The organism is Citrobacter tructae, from assembly GCF_004684345.1.
Classification (GTDB): Bacteria; Pseudomonadota; Gammaproteobacteria; order Enterobacterales; family Enterobacteriaceae; genus Citrobacter; species Citrobacter tructae.
Map to the genome: position 1 here is coordinate 2813129 of NZ_CP038469.1, position 20351 is coordinate 2833479.

Here is a 20351-nt window from a genome sequence, read left to right on the forward strand (position 1 = left end):
CACGGCATGGTAATCACAGCACACCAAACAGTTTCGGCAGAAACAGCGAAATCGCCGGAATATACGTCACCAGCATCAACACCAGGAACAGCACCGCATAGAACGGCAGCATCGCCTTCACCACCTGCTCAATCTTCTGCTTACTTACCGCACTGGCCACAAACAGCACCGATCCTACCGGCGGCGTAATCAGCCCGATCCCTAAGTTAACCAGTATGATCATGCCAAAATGGACCGGATCAATACCGAGCGCATTGGTCACCGGTAGCAGGACCGGCGTCAGGATCAGGATCAACGGCGCCATGTCCATCAACGTTCCGATCAGCAGCAGCATGATGTTAATGCACATCAGGATGACGTATTTGTTATCCGAGATGCTGGTGAAGGCTTCGGTGATGCGCATCGGCAACTGCATATAGGTCATCACCGCGCCGAACGCGGCGGCAAAGCCTATGAGAATCATCACGATGGTGACCGTTTTCACCGTACGGAACATCAGCTTTGGCAGCTCGGACCATTTATAGTCACGATAGATAAACATGGTGACAAAGAAGGCCCACAGGCAGGCAATCGCCGCAGATTCAGTCGCGGTGAAGATACCTGACAAAATCCCCCCCATGATGATGACGACCGTCATCAGGCCCCACAGCGTATCGACAAAAATCTTCAACGCCTGGCGAAATGGTACACGCACCCCTTTTGGATAACCGCGCTTATGTGCAAACGCCACACACATCACCATCAGGCTAAAACTTAACAGCAGGCCCGGCAGGATCCCGGCAATGAACAGCGCGGCGATAGATACCGTACCGCCGGTTGCCAGTGAGTAAATAACCGAGTTATGGCTGGGCGGCGTAAGAATCGCCTGTACCGATCCACTTGCGGTCACTGCCGCCGCAAAGTCACGCGGGTAGCCTTTTTTGTCCATCTCCGGGATCATCACCGAACCAATAGAAGCCGTGTCTGCCACAGACGATCCCGAAATCGCACCAAAAAAGGTAGAGGCCACAATGTTCACCAGCGATAATCCACCGCGAATAAAGCCCACGAAAATGTAGGCAAAATTCACCAGCCGACGCGCAATCCCCCCTTCGGCCATAATCGCCCCAGCCAGAATAAAGAACGGGATCGCCAGCAATGAAAATTTGTTCACCCCGCTGGTCAGTTGGATCATCACCGCTTCCAGCGGGATATCAATGTACCAGGCACCAATAATCGCGCTAATACCCACCGCGTACGCTACCGGGACCCCAATCGCCAGCATAATGCCGAGCGTAAAGACGAGAATAAATGCATCCATCTGCTTTCCTTTCTGAAATGGGGGCGGTAACTAGCTGGTCGAGCCCAGCATGACAACAGGACGTTGGTACTGCGGGCCACGGCAGATCTTCTCAACAATAAAAAGCAGCGTGATGGCAGAGCCAATCGGTAACGGCAGATAGTTTTGTCCGGCGCTTAACAGCGGGAATTCCGCCACCGGCTGTTCCCACAGCTCAAGGCACAGCGTGGTGCCGTACCAGAGAATGAACAGACTTATTGCCGTCAGCATGATATCGGCGACAATAAAGCAGTAACGGCGGGCGGTTTCACCCAGACGATCGGTCACCATGCTTACCGCGATATGTGAACCCGCACGGTAACTCACCGCTGCACCAATAAAGGTGAATGTCACCATACAGAGAATAGCGACGGGCTCAGGCCAGGACAGAGCATTATTCAGGACATAACGTGCAAATATCCCAATCGGGATAATGGCGACCATCACTAATAATGCCACACCGGCCACCCACATTGAGACCCGGTAAAAAAAATCCATTACCGATGAATAGTATTCACCCATAATCACCACCTCGAGTTAATCAAAAGGCTCAGGTAGATGGTGTGAACCATCCACCAGATGAACTACTTCACATCCTGAATACGTTTGATCAAGTCTTGGTGATCTTTACCGTAATTATCTCTTACTGACTGCGTAGCTTTATAGAAATAACCGGTATCGATATCGTGGAACTGAACACCATTGGCTTTCATGGTCTCCAGCGATTTCGCATTATAGGCTTCCCACAACTTACGCTGTTCTATCTGCGCTTCTTTCGCGAGTTTAATAATGAGATCCTGGTCTTCTTTTTTCAATTTATCCCATTTCGATTTCGAGAACAGGAATAACTCAGGAATAATAAAATGTTTGCTCCAGGTGTAGTTTTTAACCACCGGCAAATAGTTGTGCGCCACAAACGTTGGTGGGTTATTTTCCGTGCCATCAATAACGCCGGTCTGCATGCCGCTAAACACTTCGCTGACGCCCATCACAATGGAGTTAGCACCCATCGCTTTTAGGGTATCCAGCGCTATCGGACTCGCCTGAACGCGAATTTTCATGCCGTGTAAATCTTCCGGTTTCACCACCGGATTCTTGGTGATCAGGTTACGCGTTCCGGCATCCATCCAGCCGAGGAACACCAGTCGTGATTTGGTATTGGCCGTCAGACGGTCGCCAATCTCCTGACCGATCATACCGTCGAGAACCTTATGCATATGGTCCTCATCGCGGAAAATATATGGCAGGGTAAACACGTTAATTTCAGGGAGTATGGCTGCTACCGGAGTCATTGAAACACGGATAATATCGATGGCACCTAATTGTGCCTGCTCAATCATCTGTTTTTCGTCACCTAATACACCACCGGGAAAAGTTTTAATCTCCAGGCGTCCATCAGTCGCTGCACTGAGTTTTTCCCCCATGTGCTTCACGGCAACAACATTAGGATAATCAGCAGGATGCACATCGGCGGCGCGAAAGGTCTGGGCTAACGTAGCATGACTGGCCAGCAAGACTGACGCGCCAATACATAGACTTAACAGGTTCTTTGTCAGTTTCATTTGTCTTTCTCCAGAAGTTCATAATTTCCATTAATAGAAATGGCTTGCAGAGCAAATGACTGCCGGAAATAAAAATAGGCAGCGAGAAACTTTCTTAACGACGTTACCTGCGCAGACTAACTGGTGTAACAATTTATTTCGATGACTATCTTCACAAAAAGAAACCAACACCAATATTTTTTAGCACGCTGTTTCATTTTTGCAACAGAGATCGTTTTCCTGATAAAAAAACAACGCAAAGCAGGAGGTTTAGTACTAATACCCCCGGTTTGCATTTCAATAAAAATAAAACAGCAATAATACGAGGGAATATCTTCGAATGAAAAAGAGAAATGCAGGATGGTGCTAACACCATCCTGTTGAGGAGTTTACTGGTTATTGCCAGCCGTAACGGCGGCTATAAAAACCTTTCACTAATTGTGTCAATGTCATGTAACCCGCCAGAATCGCAATCAGCCACGGGAAGTAACTCAGCGGCAGTGCCTGCAATTGCAGGTAGCTGGCCAGCGGGGAGAATGGCAGCGCAATCCCCACCACCATCACCACCAGCGTCATCAGCATTAACGGCCATGCGGCGCGGCTCTGGATAAACGGCACGCGGCGGGTACGGATCATATGCACAATCAGCGTTTGCGACAGCAGGCCCACCACGAACCAGCCCGACTGGAACAACGTCTGATGCTCTGGCGTATTGGCATGGAAGACAAACCACATCAGGCAAAAGGTCAGAATGTCGAAGATCGAGCTAATCGGCCCAAAGAACAGCATAAAACGCCCCAGTTCGGTAGGGTTCCAGCGTTGTGGTTTTTTGATCTGCTCTTCATCGACGTTATCAAACGGAATCGCCACCTGGGATACATCGTACAGCAGGTTCTGGATCAGTAAGTGCAACGGCAGCATCGGCAAGAAAGGCAGAAATGCGCTCGCCACCAGCACGCTAAAAACGTTACCGAAGTTGGAACTGGCCGTCATTTTGATGTACTTCAGCATGTTCGAGAAGGTACGACGCCCCTCGATCACCCCTTCTTCCAGCACCATCAGGCTTTTTTCCAGCAGGATGATATCCGCCGCTTCACGGGCAATATCGACCGCGCCATCAACGGAGATACCAATGTCCGCCGCGCGCAATGCCGGAGCGTCATTGATGCCATCGCCCATAAAGCCCACCACATGGCCTTCGTGCTTGAGTAGCGTGACAATACGCTCTTTGTGCATTGGCGTCAGGCGGGCAAACAGCGTGGTGCGCTGGGCCAGTGTTGCCAGCTCATCGTCACTCAACCCTTCAATGTGGCTACCAATCACCACTTCACCTGCGTCCAGACCGACTTCATGACACACCTTCGCCGCCACCAGCTCACTATCGCCAGTGAGGATTTTTACCGTAATACCGCTAGCCTTCAGCGCCTTCAGCGCCGGTGCGGTGGTCTCTTTCGGCGGATCGAGGAACGCAATATACCCTTCGAGGATCAGGTCGGACTCATCAATACGCTGATAATCTCCCTCACGTGCGGGCAGGTATTTGGTCGCTACCGCCACCACGCGCAGCCCCTGACGGTTCAGCGTATCGGTAACGCGTTTAACCCGACGCAGCATATTGTCGTCCAGAGGAACAATCTCACCATTGTGGCGTACCTGGGTGCAGACGTTGAGGATTTCCTGCAACGCCCCTTTACACACCAGTTGATGCACATCAGTAGCTTCTGCCACTACCACGGACATGCGGCGGCGTTCGAAATCAAACGGGATCTCATCGATTTTCTGCCAGCGGGTCGAGAGCTGGCGCGCTGACTCTTCATCCACGCCTTCTAGCACCGCAGTATCCAGCAGGTTTTTCAGCCCAGTCTGGTAATGGCTGTTCAACCAGGCTGAATGCAGTACATGCTCGCTGGGCTTACCGGAGATATCAGTGTGATTCTCCAGCACTATTTTATCCTGGGTCAGCGTACCGGTTTTATCGGTGCACAGAATGTCCATCGCGCCAAAGTTCTGGATGGCATCGAGGTGCTTAACGATGACTTTTTGTTTCGACAGTTTCACCGCCCCGCGAGCCAGCGTTGAGGTGACGATCATCGGCAACATTTCCGGCGTTAAGCCTACCGCCACGGATAGGGCAAACAGAGCAGCTTCCCACCAGTCGCCTTTGGTATAGCCGTTGATGATCAGCACAATCGGCGCCATCACCAGCATAAAACGGATAAGCAGCATGCTGACGCGGCTGATCCCTTTCTGAAACGCATTCGGCTCGCTTTCCTGCTCGGACACACGACCTGCCAGCTGTCCAAACCAGGTGTTGGCACCGGTAGAAATGACGATCGCCTGCGCCGTACCGCTCACCACGTTGGTGCCCATAAAGCACAGGGTATCGCACTCCAGCGGGTTGTTTTGCTGCGGGTCGCGGCTGGTCGACACTTTCTCAACCGGCAGCGATTCACCGGTCAGCGACGCCTGCGCCACAAACAGATCGCGCGCCTGAACAATGCGTAAATCCGCCGGGATCATATCGCCTGCCGCCAGCTTGATGATGTCGCCGGGCACAAGTTGGTCGATTGGCAACTCAACCCAGCCATTTTCCCCGGTCTCATTGATGACTCTCAGGACCGTGGCGGTGTTACTGACCATCGCTTTTAGCGCATCCGCCGCTTTGGTTGAACGCGCCTCCTGGACAAAGTTCAGCAGCGTCGAGATGACGACCATCAGCGCAATCACGCCTGCGGCAAACAGATCCTCGGTGGCATAGGAAATCCCACCCAGAATGGTGAGCAGAATATTAAACGGGTTACGGTAACAAACCCACAGATGTACCCACCACGGCGACGGTTTCTGCGCCGGTAGCAGGTTTTCGCCATGCTTCTCACGGGCACTCTCCACTTCTGCGGCGTTCAAGCCCTCAGGGTGCGTACCAAAGGTTTTCCACAGCGCCTCTTCGTTCATTAGCGCCATCTTCAGGCAATGTTCGCTCAAAGAAGGTGGAATCGGCGTGCTGGCAACGGTCTGGGCGTTCGGCAGCGGATCGCGGTGCACCAGCCGATGTGGTAAATGGCGGTTTAGCCGGGCAAACAGCTGGCGAGTAATATTTTTGAACATAGGTAGTCCCTCTGCACCAGTATAAACAGGCGCAGTAAATCCTTCAGGCGTAGCAAATCCTTGCCTGATAGCAATAATAAAACCATAACAGGGACGTCAGAACGTCACTGTCTTACGTCTCCGGTAAGACAGTGAAAACAGGCTTACCGGAAAGAGTTATTTCTCCGTTTCGGGAGAGGGGTGGGATCGGGATCCATACAGCCTCCGGTAAGTGAATGAGTTGCGCGGCGCATTATACGCAGAAAACCATAAGGTTCGTGGCAATTATGGCGGTATGATACAGCACAGTAACTAAACAAAACATATACCAGACTTTGCCCATTGCACAGCGCTTGAGTAAAGTTACTCTCTTACATAAGACTGAATGTGCACGACGGGAAAACAGGATGCAAAATCGGCTGACTATTAAAGACATCGCCCGCTTAAGCGGCGTGGGAAAATCAACCGTTTCCCGCGTCCTCAATAACGAAAGCGGCGTCAGCGAACGCACCCGCGAACGGGTTGAAGCGGTGATGAATCAGCACGGTTTTTCCCCTTCCCGCTCTGCCCGTGCCATGCGTGGGCAAAGTGACAAAGTGGTCGCCATTATCGTCACGCGCCTGGACTCGCTTTCCGAGAATCTGGCCGTACAAACCATGCTACCCGCCTTCTACGATCAGGGTTACGATCCCATTATGATGGAAAGCCAGTTCTCGCCTGCGCTGGTAGAAGAACATTTGGGTATGCTCAAACGCCGCAATATTGACGGCGTGGTGCTGTTTGGTTTTACCGGTATTACCGAAGCGATGATCTCCTCCTGGCAGGACTCTCTGGTGCTACTGGCAAGAGATGCCAAAGGCTTTGCCTCCGTCTGTTATGACGATGAGGGCGCAATCCATACCCTGATGCAGCGTTTGTACGACCGTGAACACCGCCATATCAGTTTCCTTGGCGTTCCCCATAGCGACGTTACCACCGGCAAGCGCCGCCATGAAGCCTATCTGGCCTTCTGCAAGAAACACAAACTGCATCCTGTAGCCGCTCTGCCGGGCCTCGCCATGAAGCAGGGTTATGAGCATGCTGCCGATGTCATTACGCCGGAAACAACGGCCTTAGTCTGCGCGACGGATACCCTTGCCCTTGGGGTCAGCAAATATTTGCAGGAGCAGCGGATTGAACATCTGCAACTGGCGAGCGTCGGCAGCACACCACTGATGAAATTCCTCCATCCGGAAATTGTCACCGTCGATCCCGGTTATGCCGAAGCCGGTCGCCAAGCGGCTTTACAGCTGATCGAGCAGATTAATGGCCGCAGCGAACTCCGGCAAATCGTCATTCCTGCCACTTTGTCCTGATCGCTTTTTGCACGGTAATTTGTGATCTTCGCTGCGTTTCGGGAACGTTCCCATTTTTAAAAAATCTCCGAAGATATACTCTGGCGCCAGGTCAACAACAGGGCTTAATAATGAGCAAAATAAAACAAGCAGACATCGATCGGCTGATTGAGCTGGTGGGCGGGCGCGATAATATCGCCACGGTGAGTCATTGCATCACGCGCCTGCGTTTTGTGCTGAATCAGCCTGCGAACGCCAGGCCGAAAGAGATCGAACAGTTGCCGATGGTCAAAGGCTGCTTCACCAACGCCGGGCAGTTCCAGGTGGTGATTGGTACCGAGGTGGGCGATTACTACAAAGCGCTGCTGGCGACCACCGGGCAGGCCAGTGCCGACAAAGAGCAGGCGAAAAAAGCCGCGCGGCAGAACATGAAGTGGCACGAACAGCTGATCTCCCACTTCGCGGAGATCTTCTTCCCGCTGCTGCCTGCGCTGATTAGCGGCGGTTTGATCTTAGGGTTTCGTAACGTGATCGGCGATCTGCCGATGAGCAACGGCCAGACGCTGGCGCAGATGTATCCCTCACTGAAAACGCTTTATGACTTTCTGTGGCTGATTGGCGAGGCGATCTTCTTCTATCTGCCGGTCGGGATCTGTTGGTCGGCGGTGAAGAAAATGGGCGGTACGCCGATCCTCGGTATTGTACTCGGCGTCACGCTGGTTTCACCGCAGTTGATGAACGCCTACCTGCTGGGCCAGCAAGTGCCGGAAGTATGGAACTTCGGCCTGTTTACTATCGAAAAAGTGGGTTATCAGGCACAAGTCATTCCAGCTCTGCTGGCAGGTCTGGCGCTTGGATTGATTGAAACACGCCTGAAACGCATCGTCCCGGACTACCTGTATCTGGTGGTGGTTCCGGTATGCTCACTGATCCTCGCGGTGTTCCTCGCCCATGCGTTTATTGGTCCGTTTGGCCGCTGGATTGGCGACGGTGTCGCCTTTGCTGTGCGTCATCTGATGACCGGCAGCTTTGCTCCAATTGGTGCAGCGTTGTTTGGCTTCCTGTATGCCCCGCTGGTGATTACCGGCGTGCATCAGACCACGCTGGCTATCGACATGCAGATGATTCAGAGCATGGGCGGCACGCCGGTATGGCCGTTAATTGCACTGTCGAATATTGCCCAAGCCTCTGCGGTGGTCGGCATTATTATCTCCAGTCGCAAACACAACGAACGTGAAATCTCCGTTCCGGCGGCGATCTCCGCCTATCTCGGAGTCACTGAACCGGCAATGTACGGCATCAACCTGAAATACCGCTTCCCGATGCTGTGCGCGATGATCGGTTCCGGTCTCGCCGGGCTGCTGTGCGGACTGAACGGCGTAATGGCGAACGGGATTGGCGTCGGCGGTTTGCCGGGCATCCTCTCCATCCAGCCAACTTACTGGCAGGTATTTGGTATGGCGATGGTCATCGCGATTGTTATCCCGATGGTGCTGACCTCATTCGTCTACCAGCGTAAATACCGTCAGGGCACATTACAGATTGTCTGACTTTTTTCGGGGCGCAGTTGCGCCCCATCGCATTTGCAGGAAACCACAATGACTATTCCACACTGGTGGCAAAACGGCGTTATTTATCAGATTTACCCCAAGAGCTTTCAGGACACTACCGGCAGCGGCACCGGCGATTTACGCGGTGTAACAAAGCGCCTCGACTACCTGAAAAAATTGGGCGTCGATGCGATATGGCTGACCCCTTTCTACATTTCGCCACAGGTTGATAACGGCTACGACGTCGCTGATTACACGTCCGTAGACCCGGCCTACGGTACGCTGGAAGACTTCGACGAACTGGTGGCGCAGGCGAAAGCGCGCGGCATCCGTATTATTCTGGATATGGTGTTTAACCACACCTCAACCCAGCATGCCTGGTTTCGCGAGGCGCTGGATAAAGAGAGTCCGTATCGTCAGTTTTATCTCTGGCGCGACGGCACACCAGATACCAGCCCAAATAACTGGCGGTCCAAATTTGGCGGGAGCGCCTGGGGCTGGCACGCCGAAAGCGAGCAGTATTATCTGCACCTCTTTGCCCCGGAGCAGGCCGACCTGAACTGGGAAAATCCGGCGGTACGCGCCGAGCTGAAAAAAGTGTGCGAGTTCTGGGCCGATCGCGGCGTGGACGGCTTGCGCCTCGACGTGGTGAATCTTATCTCCAAGGATCAGGCGTTCCCGAACGATCCTGACGGCGATGGACGCTGTTTTTACACCGACGGTCCACGCGTGCATGAATTTTTGCGCGAGATGAACCGCGACGTATTCACCCCACGCAACCTGATGACGGTAGGCGAAATGTCTTCCACCACGCTGGAAAATTGCCAGCAGTACGCCGCGCTGGACGGCAGCGAACTGTCAATGACCTTTAATTTCCACCATTTGAAAGTCGATTACCCTAATGGTGAAAAGTGGTCGTTAGCCAAACCGGATTATGTGACGCTGAAAACCCTGTTCCGCCACTGGCAGCAGGGAATGCACAATCAGGCCTGGAACGCGCTGTTCTGGTGTAACCACGACCAGCCGCGCATCGTTTCACGCTTTGGCGATGAAGGACAATACCGCGCGCCTGCTGCCAAAATGCTGGCGATGGTGCTGCACGGGATGCAGGGTACGCCTTATATTTATCAGGGCGAAGAGATTGGCATGACCAACCCGCATTTCCGCCAAATCACCGATTATCGCGATGTTGAAAGTCATAACATGTTTGCCGAACTGAACGGTCAGGGGCGCGATGCCGACGAATTGCTGGCAATCCTCGCCAGTAAATCCCGCGATAACAGCCGCACCCCGATGCAGTGGGATGCCAGCAAACACGCGGGCTTCACCCAAGGTGAGCCGTGGATTAATCTGTGTGACAACGCGGCGGATATCAACGTGGCGGCAGCGCTGAGCGATGCCGACTCGGTGTTCTATACCTATCAGAAGCTGATCGCCTTACGCAAAACCGAACCGGTTATCACCTGGGGCGACTACCAGGATTTGCTACCGGACTGCCCGCATGTCTGGTGCTATCAGCGCGAGTGGCAAGGGCAGCGGCTGCTGGTCGTTGCCAACCTGAGCAACACCTTCCAGCCCTGGCAACCGACTCATACCGACGGCAGCTGGCAGGTGCTGATGCACAACTATGCCGAGGTCGCCAGACAACCGGGTGACATGACGTTGCGTCCATTTGAAGCAGTCTGGTGGCTGCAAAAATAGCTTGCAATTGGCGTCAGGCCCGGTGCGTGTAGCGTTGCCGGGCTTCACTGCTGACACTGCATTTACCCTACTGTTTTTGTTGAATAATTAATCAGAATTTTCTAACTACAATTTACAATCGCTGTACTGCCCGTCATCTGTACGCTCCAGTTTTTACTTTGCGCTACATCAATAAAATCGTAAACATCCTTGATGCAAATCACTACATATAGAACTTAAAATGCACGCCGACCCAACATGTTGTATTTATCGTCTACAATTGCTACAACATCATTTCCCTCGGTAACGGTGGAAATGTGGATAAATAGGGTCTGGATTACGGGAAGTCATTGGCCAGATAGATGAATAAACCAATGCGCGCTTCCCAACCTCTGTGGATAACCTGTTCTTATAAATATGGAGTGATCATGACACCGCATGTGATGAAACGAGATGGCTGTAAAGTGCCGTTTAAATCAGAGCGCATCAAAGAAGCCATTCTGCGTGCAGCTAAAGCAGCGGGAGTCGATGACGCAGATTACTGTGCCACCGTCGCAGAAGTCGTTAGCAGCCAGATGAATGAGCGCAGCAAGGTCGATATCAACGAGATTCAGACAGCTGTGGAAAACCAGCTGATGTCTGGTCCGTACAAACAACTCGCCCGCGCGTACATCGAATATCGCCACGACCGTGATATCCAGCGTGAAAAACGTGGCCGTCTGAACCAGGAAATTCGTGGTCTGGTTGAGCAAACCAACTCCGCGCTGCTGAACGAAAACGCCAACAAAGACAGCAAAGTGATCCCGACCCAGCGCGACCTGCTGGCCGGTATTGTCGCCAAGCACTATGCGCGCCAGCACCTGCTGCCGCGTGATGTGGTACAGGCGCACGAGCGCGGTGATATTCACTATCACGATCTCGATTACTCGCCGTTCTTCCCGATGTTCAACTGCATGCTGATCGACCTGAAAGGCATGCTGACGCAGGGCTTTAAGATGGGTAACGCGGAGATTGAGCCGCCAAAATCCATCTCCACCGCAACCGCCGTCACTGCACAAATCATCGCGCAGGTTGCCAGCCACATTTATGGCGGCACCACCATTAACCGTATTGACGAAGTTCTCGCGCCGTTCGTCACCGAGAGCTTTAACAAGCACCGTAAAACCGCTGAAGAGTGGCAGATCCCGGACGCCGACGGTTATGCGCATTCCCGTACCGAGAAAGAGTGCTACGACGCATTCCAGTCCCTCGAGTATGAAGTGAATACCCTGCATACCGCCAACGGTCAGACACCGTTCGTCACCTTCGGTTTTGGCTTGGGTACCAGTTGGGAATCGCGTTTGATCCAGCAGTCCATTCTGCGTAACCGTATTGCGGGTCTGGGTAAAAATCGTAAAACCGCAGTCTTCCCGAAACTGGTGTTCGCGATTCGTGACGGTCTTAACCACAAGTTTGGCGATCCGAACTACGACATCAAACAGCTGGCGCTGGAGTGCGCGAGCAAGCGTATGTATCCGGACATCCTGAACTACGATCAGGTGGTTAAAGTCACCGGCTCATTCAAAACGCCAATGGGCTGCCGCAGCTTCCTGGGTGTATGGGAAAACGAGAACGGCGAACAGGTTCACGATGGCCGTAACAACCTCGGTGTGATTAGCCTCAACCTGCCGCGCATCGCACTGGAAGCGCACGGCGATGAAGCCACCTTCTGGAAACTGCTCGACGATCGCCTGGTACTGGCGCGTAAAGCGCTGATGACCCGCATCGCGCGTCTGGAAGGTGTGAAAGCCCGCGTTGCACCGATCCTGTATATGGAAGGTGCCTGCGGCGTGCGTCTGAAAGCCGACGATGACGTGTCTGAAATCTTTAAAAATGGCCGCGCGTCAATTTCACTGGGTTACATCGGTATTCACGAGACCATCAATGCGCTATGTGGCGACAAGCACATGTACGACAGCGAACAGCTGCGCGCCAAAGGTATCGCCATTGTGGAACGTCTGCGTCAGGCTGTCGATCAGTGGAAAGACGAGACCGGCTACGGCTTTAGCCTGTACAGCACGCCGAGCGAAAACCTGTGCGACCGCTTCTGCCGTTTGGATACCGCCGAATTTGGCGTGGTACCGGGAGTAACCGACAAGGGTTACTACACCAACAGTTTCCACCTCGACGTGGAGAAAAAGGTTAACCCGTACGACAAAATCGATTTCGAAGCGCCGTACCCGCCACTGGCGAGCGGGGGTTTCATTTGCTATGGCGAATACCCGAACATTCAGCACAACTTGAAAGCGCTGGAAGACGTCTGGGATTACAGCTATCAGCATGTGCCGTATTACGGAACCAACACGCCAATCGATGAGTGCTACGAGTGCGGCTTTACCGGTGAGTTCGAGTGCACCAGCAAAGGCTTTACTTGCCCGAAATGCGGTAACCACGACGCCGCGCGCGTGTCAGTTACCCGTCGCGTATGCGGTTATTTAGGCAGCCCAGACGCACGTCCGTTTAACGCCGGTAAGCAGGAAGAAGTGAAGCGCCGCGTGAAGCATTTAGGTAATGGGCAGATAGGTTAATCACCTACCACGTTAACGCCCGGTGGCGCTACGCTTACCGGGCATGGTTACAAGCTATGAACTTTCACCAATACTACCCCGTCGATATCGTCAACGGCCCCGGCACTCGCTGCACCCTGTTTGTCTCCGGGTGTGTGCATGAATGCCCTGGCTGCTATAACAAAAGCACCTGGCGGCTGAATTCGGGCCAGCCATTTACCGCTGAGATGGAAGACAAGATCATTGCCGATCTGAACGACACGCGCATCCCTCGTCAGGGGATCTCGCTCTCCGGCGGCGATCCGCTGCATCCGCAAAACGTACCGGAAATATTGCAACTGGTGCAGCGAATTCATGCAGAGTGCCCAGGGAAAGACATCTGGGTATGGACCGGCTATAAGCTCGATGAACTCAACGCCGCGCAAATGCAGGTGGTGGATCTCATCAACGTGCTGGTCGATGGCAAATACGTGCAGGATCTCAAAGACCCTGCGCTCATCTGGCGCGGCAGCAGCAACCAAGTTGTGCATCACTTGCGTTAATTTCTCAGGCGGATGACGTTCTGTTTTCCGCCTCTCAAAAACGACTCACACACTCCATCGCAACCGTTTTGAACTCGGTAAAACTCTGACATGCGCAGAGCCGCGTCATGGCACGCTCGCGCAGGAAGGTGACAAAAATATCGTAGATCGCCATCGCTTCTTCATACTCGCTTTTACTGATGGCGAGCAGGAAGATCACGTGCGCCGTTTCATCTCCCCAGGCGATGCCCTGCGGGGCGAGCACCGTGTAGACCACCGTTTTTTTAGCCAGCAAACCGAGGGCGTGCGGCAGGGCGATGCTGTCACCCAGCATGGTGCTGACGATGGCCTCGCGCTCAACGACCGAGTCGAGAAATTCCGTATCGACAAAGCCTTCATCCTGTAACTGGTGGCATAGGGTGTTGAACAGCGTCTGTTGATCCATGTGTTCGTCGACAATTCGAAAATGCGCGGCATCGAAGAATTTGTTCAGCATCCATGGACGGGTTCTGTCCACAAGCACCAGCTTACCAATTTGCTCCAGTTGATAGTCGGTGGGAAACGGTGCAATCATCACCACGGGCTTATCTTTTTCATTAATCCGCGCGGTAGAAATCACGAAATCCTCGCTGATGGAATCACGTTGCTCGTAGTCGCGCAGCGTCACGGTGCCCACGATCTCAATCTGCGGATATTTACGCGCCAGCACTGCTTCAATCATTCGCACCATGGCGTTCCCCGCGTCGCAAACCAGTAATACGCGAGGCTGTCGCTGGTAACCGATGTTGTAACTACGTTCCAGCCCAACGCCAATGTGCAAAACGAGAAAACCGATCTCATTTTCGCTAATGGTATACGGCGTATATTTCCCCCATCCTGAAACGGCGGCCAGGGTCATATCCCACGCCATCGGGTAGTGCTGTTTAATATTTTCCAGCAGCGGATTGGGGATCATTATCTGGTAACGCACTCGGGTGATCATCGTCTTAATATGCGTCAGTAGGTCGGCATGTAACTGTTTGTCATTCAACAGGTTGTAGTTGTACTGGGTGTTGATAAAACGCAGAATGTAGTTGACCAGCGCTTCATCATCATCGGCATTGATGGCGCTGGGCGCAATCTCCTGCACCTGGCGGGCGGCAATATGCACCTTCAGCCAGTTTTCCTCGAAAACAGAAAGCGGTTTACCTGCCAGCCGGTGCAATACCGCCGCGATTTCCCGCGTGGCCTGGCACACCTCGCTCTCCACTTCTTCTGCGACGAACTCCGGCAGCGGGTAGCCCTCGCTAATCCGACGCACCGCCACCGCACAATATAAGCGCAGAAAGAGCTCGCCCTCATCGGTCAGGCTGATATGAAAACGGGAAAAAATATCCTGTAAAACAGGTTGCAACTGCTGCGGTACACCAGCATTGTGCGCCTCTTCCATTACCAGCGGATGGGAAGGATCTTGCTGCGCCAGCGTCCACAGCAGATCGGTCAGACAGGCGCGGATCGCCATTTCACTGCCAAACAGCTTCATTCCATGTCGGGGGCGAGTTTCCAGCGTCAGCCGATACCGTTGCAGGTGCTCACGCACTTCCGCCATGTCGTTTTGCAGCGTCGCGCGGCTGATGAACCATTCATCAGCTAAATCTTCCAGCTTCAGCGAAAAGGCCGATGTCAGAAAACGGACCACCAGCCAGTACACCCGCTCCTGGCTGGTACGCGGGATGCGCAGCAACCGCTCGGGCTGCTGCGTTTGCAAGGCGTGGTAACTTGCCGGGTCGTCAATTTTAAGCTGATAACCGTTGCCCCGGCTGAGGACAAACTGCGCGCCATACGGGGCGAGTAGCGCATTCAGCGCGGTAATATCCGCCCTGACCGTGCGTGTGGAAACCGACAACCGCTGCGCCAGCTCATCCTGCGGCAGCGCCTCGTTTTGCAGCATGTCAAACAGCTGTGCTAAACGTTGGTTGGGGAATCGCACGTCTTTTTCCTCATCAGTCAGTTAGCCTACACAGACTCGGGTCATCGCCATCAGTTGGCGTACGTCGTCCGGGCGAGTGTTACCATTCACCTTATCAATAATAGAACTATAAATGTGAGGAATGATTTTACTCACGCCGGCATCAAGGGCAATCTGCAAAATCTCAGCAAAGTTTTCCAGGTCAATGCCGCCCGTCGGCTCCAACCAGAAGTCATGACGCGCGCAGGCTTGCGCGACCGCGATGTATTCATCACGGCATTTTAGACCGCCCATCGGGAAGTATTTAATTGAGCTGCCCCCCATGTCTTTGAGCATCGCAATCGCAGTTTCTACCGGCACAATGCCGTCCGGCGTCTGGCTACTCAGCGGGCCAGTGGATATTTTCACCATGCCCGGCGTGCCGGTTGGCGAGACCAGACCATTGACCACCGTGTCCTGCTGGCCCAGCAACGCACGGCTGGTTGCCACGCCGGTAAACACCTGATTGACATGCTGTGGCTGCACCTGACGGGAGATTTCACTGACCATCGCCGACTGGTTCGGGTCGCCCGCCCCCAGCCCCACGGAGAGCGCGTTATCGATGAGCGCTGCGTATTCACGCATATCCGCCACCGCGCTTTCAACGCTCGCATAATTTTTGGAGAGCACGCCGACCAGCACGTGTCCTTCTGCCGCCGTGTAAATATCCCGGGCGTTCTCTTTTGTGCCAGCCAGCACGTTCAGGCAGACGCGATCGCGATAAAAATTAGGGGTCAGTTTCATGCTTTTTTCTCCTGTTGAGTCACTTCACCAATCCGACGCGCCACAATCTCCAACTGCGCGCGATCGACGCTACGCACATCCGCCTCGATAATGCCTTCGTTGGCTTTGTAACCACGGAAGTAAATCGCGTACTCCCCCTGTTTCAGTGCTTCGACCAGTTCACCCGTGGCGATACCGGTTACCGCTTCATCAAACTTAATTTCGGTACGCGCAATGTCACGTCCTGCGCTATCCCATACCACGCGAGCGCTGACGCCATTAAAGGTATTCAGTGCATTAATAAACGGCGTCATTTTCTCGACCATCTCCGCACCGCTTTCTTTCTGCGCACTCAGGTACAGTTCGATGGCGCAGGTCAGGCCAAGAATGCCTTCTTTACCAACCTTCATCGCCCGGCCAATGCCCGCCGTCTGGCGCTTCACCCACTCAACATATTGCGTTTTGCCAATCACCAGACCGCTGGTTGGCCCTTCAATCGCCTTGGCACCGCTATAAATCACCAGGTCCGCCCCCACGCGGTAGTAACACTGCAAATCTTCCTCCGCCGCTGCATCCACAATCAGCGGTAGATTATGCGTACGCGCGACCACCGCAGCCTGTTCCACGCTGAGCATGCTTTTCTGTACGCAATGGTGAGATTTGATATATAAAATGGCCGCCGTTCGCGGCGAAATGGCCGCAGCCAACTGTGCCGCAGAGCATTCGTTAGCGTAACCCGCTTCCACTAACTTGCCGCCGCCGAGCGCCACCATTGTGCCAACCGGTGCGCCAAAGTTGACGTTGTGACCTTTGGGTAGCACGATTTCGTTATTGTCGATTGGCGTTACATGCAGATTTTCCAGCAGCCAGTCGCTGTCTTTCACCAGCACTGCCGCCACCGACAGGGCAATCCCCGCCGAGGCACAGGAAACAACCGTTGCCCCTTCAACCTCAAGTAACTTCGCGATGTAGTCTCCGGTTTTATTGACCAGATCTTTCATTTCGAAGTACTGATTCATCCCCGCCATCGCGGCCTCAACGACTTCTGGTCGCGGCGTGGAAACGCCGAGCGCCGTCATGCGGCCTGATGTGTTAATTACCTGTTTTAAATCATATTTCTCAAAAATCGAAGGCATGTTCTGCGCTCCCTTGTTCGGTCATATAGCCCTTGCCCGCACGTATTGCGGCAAGCGGCACCAGCAGTTGTTCAGCCTGCAGGCTGTCGTTTTCTGCATCTACCAGCACGGTTGGCTGGCGCTTAAGCGTAAAGAGGGTCAGATCAGCATCCAGACCGACCTGTAGCCGGCCTTTATGTTTCAGGCGCAAACCGTCGGCGGCATTGGCGGTCACACACTCAATGACCTGTGGTAGCGACATGCCTATGGCGAGAAATTTCGACATCACGTTCGCCAGGGAATGCACCGGCCCGCTGATGCGGTTGCGGCAGTAAATGTCGGAGCTGATGGTGTGCGGCAAAATGCCCAGGCCGATAGCGCGTTTCGCCACCGCAAAGCTCAGGCTGGCAGTGCCATGCCCAACATCCAGACGCACGCCGCGAGCAAGTGCCCGTGTTACCGAGGCCCGCAACTCGCCTTCTGGCGTCAGAATGCGGTTCGGTTTGCCGTTGTAACAGTGGGTAATGATGTCGCCCGACGCCAGGCGTTCGGCGATCTCATCCAGATCCGGCGGGTTGTTACCAATGTGTACCATCAGCGGCAAATCACCATTCTCTGCTTGCATCGTTTTGGCACAATCCAGCGGTGTGATGCCGTTTTCACCGACCACGCTGCTGCTCATTCGCGCCTTCAGACCGACGATAAAATCAGGATGGCGTTGCACTGCCTGCCGCACCGCGTCGGCATCAATGTTGGCCATGTTGGCCAACTCGTTTTGCGCAATCAGCCCAACGCGGGAAATATTCAGCAGAGCATAAACATCAGTGGCCGCTTCGCGGGTTAAGGTATAGAAATCATCTATATCGTTCGCACCGGTGCTGCCGGCATCCACCACCGTAGTCACGCCGGTGGCAATGCCGATGCTGTCAGGCTGGTCATGATAAATCGGGGATTTCGGGTAGCAGTGGACGTGAGAATCAATCCACCCAGCGCTCACAAAACACTCACCGCGTAAATCGACGGTTTTCACCGCTGGAGCGGTAATCTCGCCCAGCGCCGCAATTTTGCCGTCCTTGACAGCAATATCGCTCACCGTATCGTCAACCAGACGCGCATGGCGCAGGAGTAAATCAAACATTTCTCTCTCCTTTTGCCGGATGGCTGCATAACCGCCTTATCCGGCCAACAAAGCAACGCTTAGTTAATCGCAATCGGGAAGATCGAACCGAGGATCATAGCGCCGAGGATCGCGCCGCCGGTGATCGGTTTCTGCCACAGGTAAAACAGCAGCGCACCCGCCAGAGAACCGATTCCGATAGGAATAGAAGCTGTCATCGCGCTGAGAATAATCAAGGGTCCGAGGAAGCGACCGGAGGCGTTACCGGCCCCCATCATTACGTCCGCACCGTAGGTCGAGTCGCTCTGATTGATGGTGAACTTACGCGCCAGGATGATGACGTAACCAATCGCCAGGCCAATCACCAGACCGGTAACCAGCGAGGCTGCGAAGTTAGCGACCGGGAAGATAATGCCCGCACCCAGCAGCAGCGCCGGAACGCCTAAGCCAACACCGGTCTGAATCGCCCCGCCAATATCCAAAATTCCCACCAGCGAACCTTCAATAATGCGGGCAAACAGGAAGCTTGCACCAAATGCCGCCACCGCCCCGTAGGAGCCGGTATCCATACCCGCCTTCAGCATCGCCACAAAAGCAACTTCGTTAAATGCGCCAATACCGTACAGGTAGTACATGTGCGTTCCGGCAAATACGCCGGAGGATAGCAGGCCAACGAAGATCGGAAACGACCAGTCGGCAAACCAAAAACCTTTATTCTGTTCCATGATGGCCTCCGTTATTTACCGCTGAGTGAGTTGTGGATCAGTTCCAGCCAGTTCGGCACGGTCAGATGGAAGGATTCGATCATCTTCATGTCGAAGCCGCGGAAGAAACCGCTCAGGACAAACAGCGCGACAATAGCCACCATCATCACTTTGGTGACGTGGTTCCAGCCGCTCTCTTCAACACCTTTGCCGATCAGAATACCGAGTACCAGACCCGGTACGGCGTTGCCCATAATCAACTGCGCTGCGCCGCCAAAGACGGTCGCCCAGAAGCCTGATTTCTTACCGGCATCGATCGCCGCCAACCAGAAGATCACCGGCATCACGGTGTTGACCAGCAGGTTTGCCGCTGGCACCAGCACTTTGACGGCGGTAACCTGCAGCGCAGCCGGTACGGATGAGGCGGTCAGGTTTAGGAAGGTGACGACAATCATGCCAATGACGCCACAGGCAATCGCCATGCGCTTAGGATCGTGCAGCGTTTCACCGACATTGCGATTTTTAATCATCAACGCGGCCGCGCCCCAGTTGGGGATGATGCGGTGGTCAACGTCCTGCGTGAACGCACCCGCCGCAACGGAGGAAGCCCAGGCGTTAAAGAAGAAGCCCAGGCCGAATGAGAAGTGAGAAGCCGGATCCCCTTCACAGGAATTCAGTTCCCCCAGGGTTCGAAACGCGCCCATCCCCTGAGAGGTAGGCGCATGAAACATGCGTGCAGCCCCAGCGCCGACACCTACGCCGACCAGGCCGCCGATGATGAGCGATTTTATTAATATTATCAGGAACATAATTATGCCTTTTAATAGAGAATCAGCGTTGCGTAACGAAATCCACCTTGTCGAGATTGATGGCAGTCACGTTGACGGTCACATCCAGCTCCACGCTAAAGGTGCGTCTTTCGCGGCGCAAAAAGAGGAATAAAAACGCCTCTTTACGCACCGTTTCACGCGCTTGAACAACCTGCACATCCTGTGGCTCAATACGCAGTAAGATGTGCGGCGATGCTTTCATCACCGCTGCCTGAACGTGGTTCAGGGCATCGGCAAAGGCGCGCGCTTTGGCGTCACCTTTGCCAGTGACTCTCACCGTGGTGGTGAATTGCTCTTTCAT

At 53.9% G+C, this 20351-nt stretch carries 17 protein-coding genes; 5 read left to right on the forward strand and 12 right to left on the reverse strand.

What is annotated here, in order from left to right; translation table 11 throughout:
* Nucleotides 1–13 precede the first annotated feature (13 nt).
* From E4Z61_RS14200 to mgtL, 5 genes are all read right to left on the reverse strand, one after another.
* A complete protein-coding gene (locus E4Z61_RS14200; protein WP_135323333.1) occupies nucleotides 14–1300 on the reverse strand; it encodes a TRAP transporter large permease in 1287 nt (428 codons plus the stop codon).
* Between the two features lie 30 nt (nucleotides 1301–1330).
* Nucleotides 1331–1840 (reverse strand): TRAP transporter small permease, encoded by a 510-nt coding sequence (locus E4Z61_RS14205; RefSeq protein WP_135323334.1) that lies wholly within the window; start codon nucleotides 1838–1840, stop codon nucleotides 1331–1333.
* A gap of 62 nt (nucleotides 1841–1902) precedes the next feature.
* Nucleotides 1903–2880, reverse strand: a complete 978-nt coding sequence (locus E4Z61_RS14210) for a TRAP transporter substrate-binding protein (protein ID WP_135323335.1) — start codon at nucleotides 2878–2880, stop codon at nucleotides 1903–1905.
* 375 nt (nucleotides 2881–3255) lie between these two features.
* Nucleotides 3256–5964 (reverse strand): magnesium-translocating P-type ATPase, encoded by a 2709-nt coding sequence (gene mgtA / locus E4Z61_RS14215; protein ID WP_135323336.1) that lies wholly within the window; start codon nucleotides 5962–5964, stop codon nucleotides 3256–3258.
* A 143-nt stretch (nucleotides 5965–6107) separates the two neighbouring features.
* Nucleotides 6108–6197 carry a mgtA regulatory leader peptide MgtL gene (gene mgtL, locus E4Z61_RS24405; protein ID WP_420808688.1) on the reverse strand — a complete coding sequence of 30 codons (90 nt, stop codon included), beginning with the start codon at nucleotides 6195–6197 and terminating at the stop codon, nucleotides 6108–6110.
* A 153-nt stretch (nucleotides 6198–6350) separates the two neighbouring features.
* Here mgtL and treR point away from each other — a divergent pair, with 153 nt between their 5' ends.
* The 5 genes from treR (at nucleotide 6351) to nrdG (ending at nucleotide 13595) form a co-directional block, all read left to right on the forward strand.
* Nucleotides 6351–7298, forward strand: coding sequence for a trehalose operon repressor TreR (gene treR / locus E4Z61_RS14225; RefSeq protein ID WP_135323338.1), 948 nt, complete (start codon nucleotides 6351–6353; stop codon nucleotides 7296–7298).
* Nucleotides 7299–7408: 110 nt separating this feature from the next.
* The gene (gene treB / locus E4Z61_RS14230; RefSeq protein ID WP_135323339.1) at nucleotides 7409–8827 is read left to right on the forward strand and encodes a PTS trehalose transporter subunit IIBC; all 1419 of its coding nucleotides are present in this window, start codon (nucleotides 7409–7411) and stop codon (nucleotides 8825–8827) included.
* A gap of 48 nt (nucleotides 8828–8875) precedes the next feature.
* Nucleotides 8876–10528 carry an alpha,alpha-phosphotrehalase gene (gene treC, locus E4Z61_RS14235; protein ID WP_135323340.1) on the forward strand — a complete coding sequence of 551 codons (1653 nt, stop codon included), beginning with the start codon at nucleotides 8876–8878 and terminating at the stop codon, nucleotides 10526–10528.
* Between the two features lie 407 nt (nucleotides 10529–10935).
* Nucleotides 10936–13074, forward strand: a complete 2139-nt coding sequence (gene nrdD / locus E4Z61_RS14240) for an anaerobic ribonucleoside-triphosphate reductase (protein WP_135323341.1) — start codon at nucleotides 10936–10938, stop codon at nucleotides 13072–13074.
* A gap of 56 nt (nucleotides 13075–13130) precedes the next feature.
* Nucleotides 13131–13595 (forward strand): anaerobic ribonucleoside-triphosphate reductase-activating protein, encoded by a 465-nt coding sequence (gene nrdG, locus E4Z61_RS14245; protein WP_135323342.1) that lies wholly within the window; start codon nucleotides 13131–13133, stop codon nucleotides 13593–13595.
* Nucleotides 13596–13629: 34 nt separating this feature from the next.
* Here the strand turns inward: nrdG and E4Z61_RS14250 are convergent, their stop codons facing one another.
* From E4Z61_RS14250 to E4Z61_RS14280, 7 genes are read right to left on the reverse strand one after another with little or no spacing between them, the layout of a single operon-like run.
* Nucleotides 13630–15543 (reverse strand): BglG family transcription antiterminator, encoded by a 1914-nt coding sequence (locus E4Z61_RS14250; RefSeq protein WP_135323343.1) that lies wholly within the window; start codon nucleotides 15541–15543, stop codon nucleotides 13630–13632.
* Nucleotides 15544–15564: 21 nt separating this feature from the next.
* The gene (dagF, locus tag E4Z61_RS14255) at nucleotides 15565–16305 is read right to left on the reverse strand and encodes a 2-dehydro-3-deoxy-phosphogluconate aldolase (protein WP_135323344.1); all 741 of its coding nucleotides are present in this window, start codon (nucleotides 16303–16305) and stop codon (nucleotides 15565–15567) included.
* A complete protein-coding gene (locus E4Z61_RS14260) occupies nucleotides 16302–17420 on the reverse strand; it encodes a DgaE family pyridoxal phosphate-dependent ammonia lyase (RefSeq protein ID WP_135323345.1) in 1119 nt (372 codons plus the stop codon). The genes dagF and E4Z61_RS14260 overlap by 4 nt, the downstream gene beginning before the upstream one ends.
* Nucleotides 17404–18537 carry an amidohydrolase/deacetylase family metallohydrolase gene (locus E4Z61_RS14265; protein ID WP_135323346.1) on the reverse strand — a complete coding sequence of 378 codons (1134 nt, stop codon included), beginning with the start codon at nucleotides 18535–18537 and terminating at the stop codon, nucleotides 17404–17406. The genes E4Z61_RS14260 and E4Z61_RS14265 overlap by 17 nt, the downstream gene beginning before the upstream one ends.
* Nucleotides 18538–18596: 59 nt before the next feature.
* Nucleotides 18597–19241 (reverse strand): DUF4310 family protein, encoded by a 645-nt coding sequence (locus E4Z61_RS14270; RefSeq protein WP_135323347.1) that lies wholly within the window; start codon nucleotides 19239–19241, stop codon nucleotides 18597–18599.
* An 11-nt stretch (nucleotides 19242–19252) separates the two neighbouring features.
* Nucleotides 19253–20029 carry a DUF4311 domain-containing protein gene (locus E4Z61_RS14275; protein WP_135323348.1) on the reverse strand — a complete coding sequence of 259 codons (777 nt, stop codon included), beginning with the start codon at nucleotides 20027–20029 and terminating at the stop codon, nucleotides 19253–19255.
* A gap of 22 nt (nucleotides 20030–20051) precedes the next feature.
* On the reverse strand, nucleotides 20052–20351 hold the full coding sequence (locus E4Z61_RS14280; RefSeq protein WP_006686374.1) for a DUF4312 family protein: 300 nt from the start codon (nucleotides 20349–20351) through the stop codon (nucleotides 20052–20054).

What these genes read in the sequence shown, in the direction of transcription:
- E4Z61_RS14280 (WP_006686374.1), bottom strand. Translation starts at nt 20,351, where the DNA reads ATGAAAGAGCAATTCACCACCACGGTGAGAGTCACTGGCAAAGGTGAC.
- nrdG (WP_135323342.1), top strand. Translation starts at nt 13,131, where the DNA reads ATGAACTTTCACCAATACTACCCCGTCGATATCGTCAACGGCCCCGGC.
- E4Z61_RS14270 (WP_135323347.1), bottom strand. Translation starts at nt 19,241, where the DNA reads ATGGAACAGAATAAAGGTTTTTGGTTTGCCGACTGGTCGTTTCCGATC.
- E4Z61_RS14260 (WP_135323345.1), bottom strand. Translation starts at nt 17,420, where the DNA reads ATGCCTTCGATTTTTGAGAAATATGATTTAAAACAGGTAATTAACACA.
- mgtA (WP_135323336.1), bottom strand. Translation starts at nt 5,964, where the DNA reads ATGTTCAAAAATATTACTCGCCAGCTGTTTGCCCGGCTAAACCGCCAT.
- dagF (WP_135323344.1), bottom strand. Translation starts at nt 16,305, where the DNA reads ATGAAACTGACCCCTAATTTTTATCGCGATCGCGTCTGCCTGAACGTG.
- treB (WP_135323339.1), top strand. Translation starts at nt 7,409, where the DNA reads ATGAGCAAAATAAAACAAGCAGACATCGATCGGCTGATTGAGCTGGTG.
- E4Z61_RS14275 (WP_135323348.1), bottom strand. Translation starts at nt 20,029, where the DNA reads ATGTTCCTGATAATATTAATAAAATCGCTCATCATCGGCGGCCTGGTC.
- treR (WP_135323338.1), top strand. Translation starts at nt 6,351, where the DNA reads ATGCAAAATCGGCTGACTATTAAAGACATCGCCCGCTTAAGCGGCGTG.
- E4Z61_RS14210 (WP_135323335.1), bottom strand. Translation starts at nt 2,880, where the DNA reads ATGAAACTGACAAAGAACCTGTTAAGTCTATGTATTGGCGCGTCAGTC.
- treC (WP_135323340.1), top strand. Translation starts at nt 8,876, where the DNA reads ATGACTATTCCACACTGGTGGCAAAACGGCGTTATTTATCAGATTTAC.
- E4Z61_RS14265 (WP_135323346.1), bottom strand. Translation starts at nt 18,537, where the DNA reads ATGTTTGATTTACTCCTGCGCCATGCGCGTCTGGTTGACGATACGGTG.
- mgtL (WP_420808688.1), bottom strand. Translation starts at nt 6,197, where the DNA reads ATGCGCCGCGCAACTCATTCACTTACCGGAGGCTGTATGGATCCCGAT.
- E4Z61_RS14200 (WP_135323333.1), bottom strand. Translation starts at nt 1,300, where the DNA reads ATGGATGCATTTATTCTCGTCTTTACGCTCGGCATTATGCTGGCGATT.
- nrdD (WP_135323341.1), top strand. Translation starts at nt 10,936, where the DNA reads ATGACACCGCATGTGATGAAACGAGATGGCTGTAAAGTGCCGTTTAAA.
- E4Z61_RS14205 (WP_135323334.1), bottom strand. Translation starts at nt 1,840, where the DNA reads ATGGGTGAATACTATTCATCGGTAATGGATTTTTTTTACCGGGTCTCA.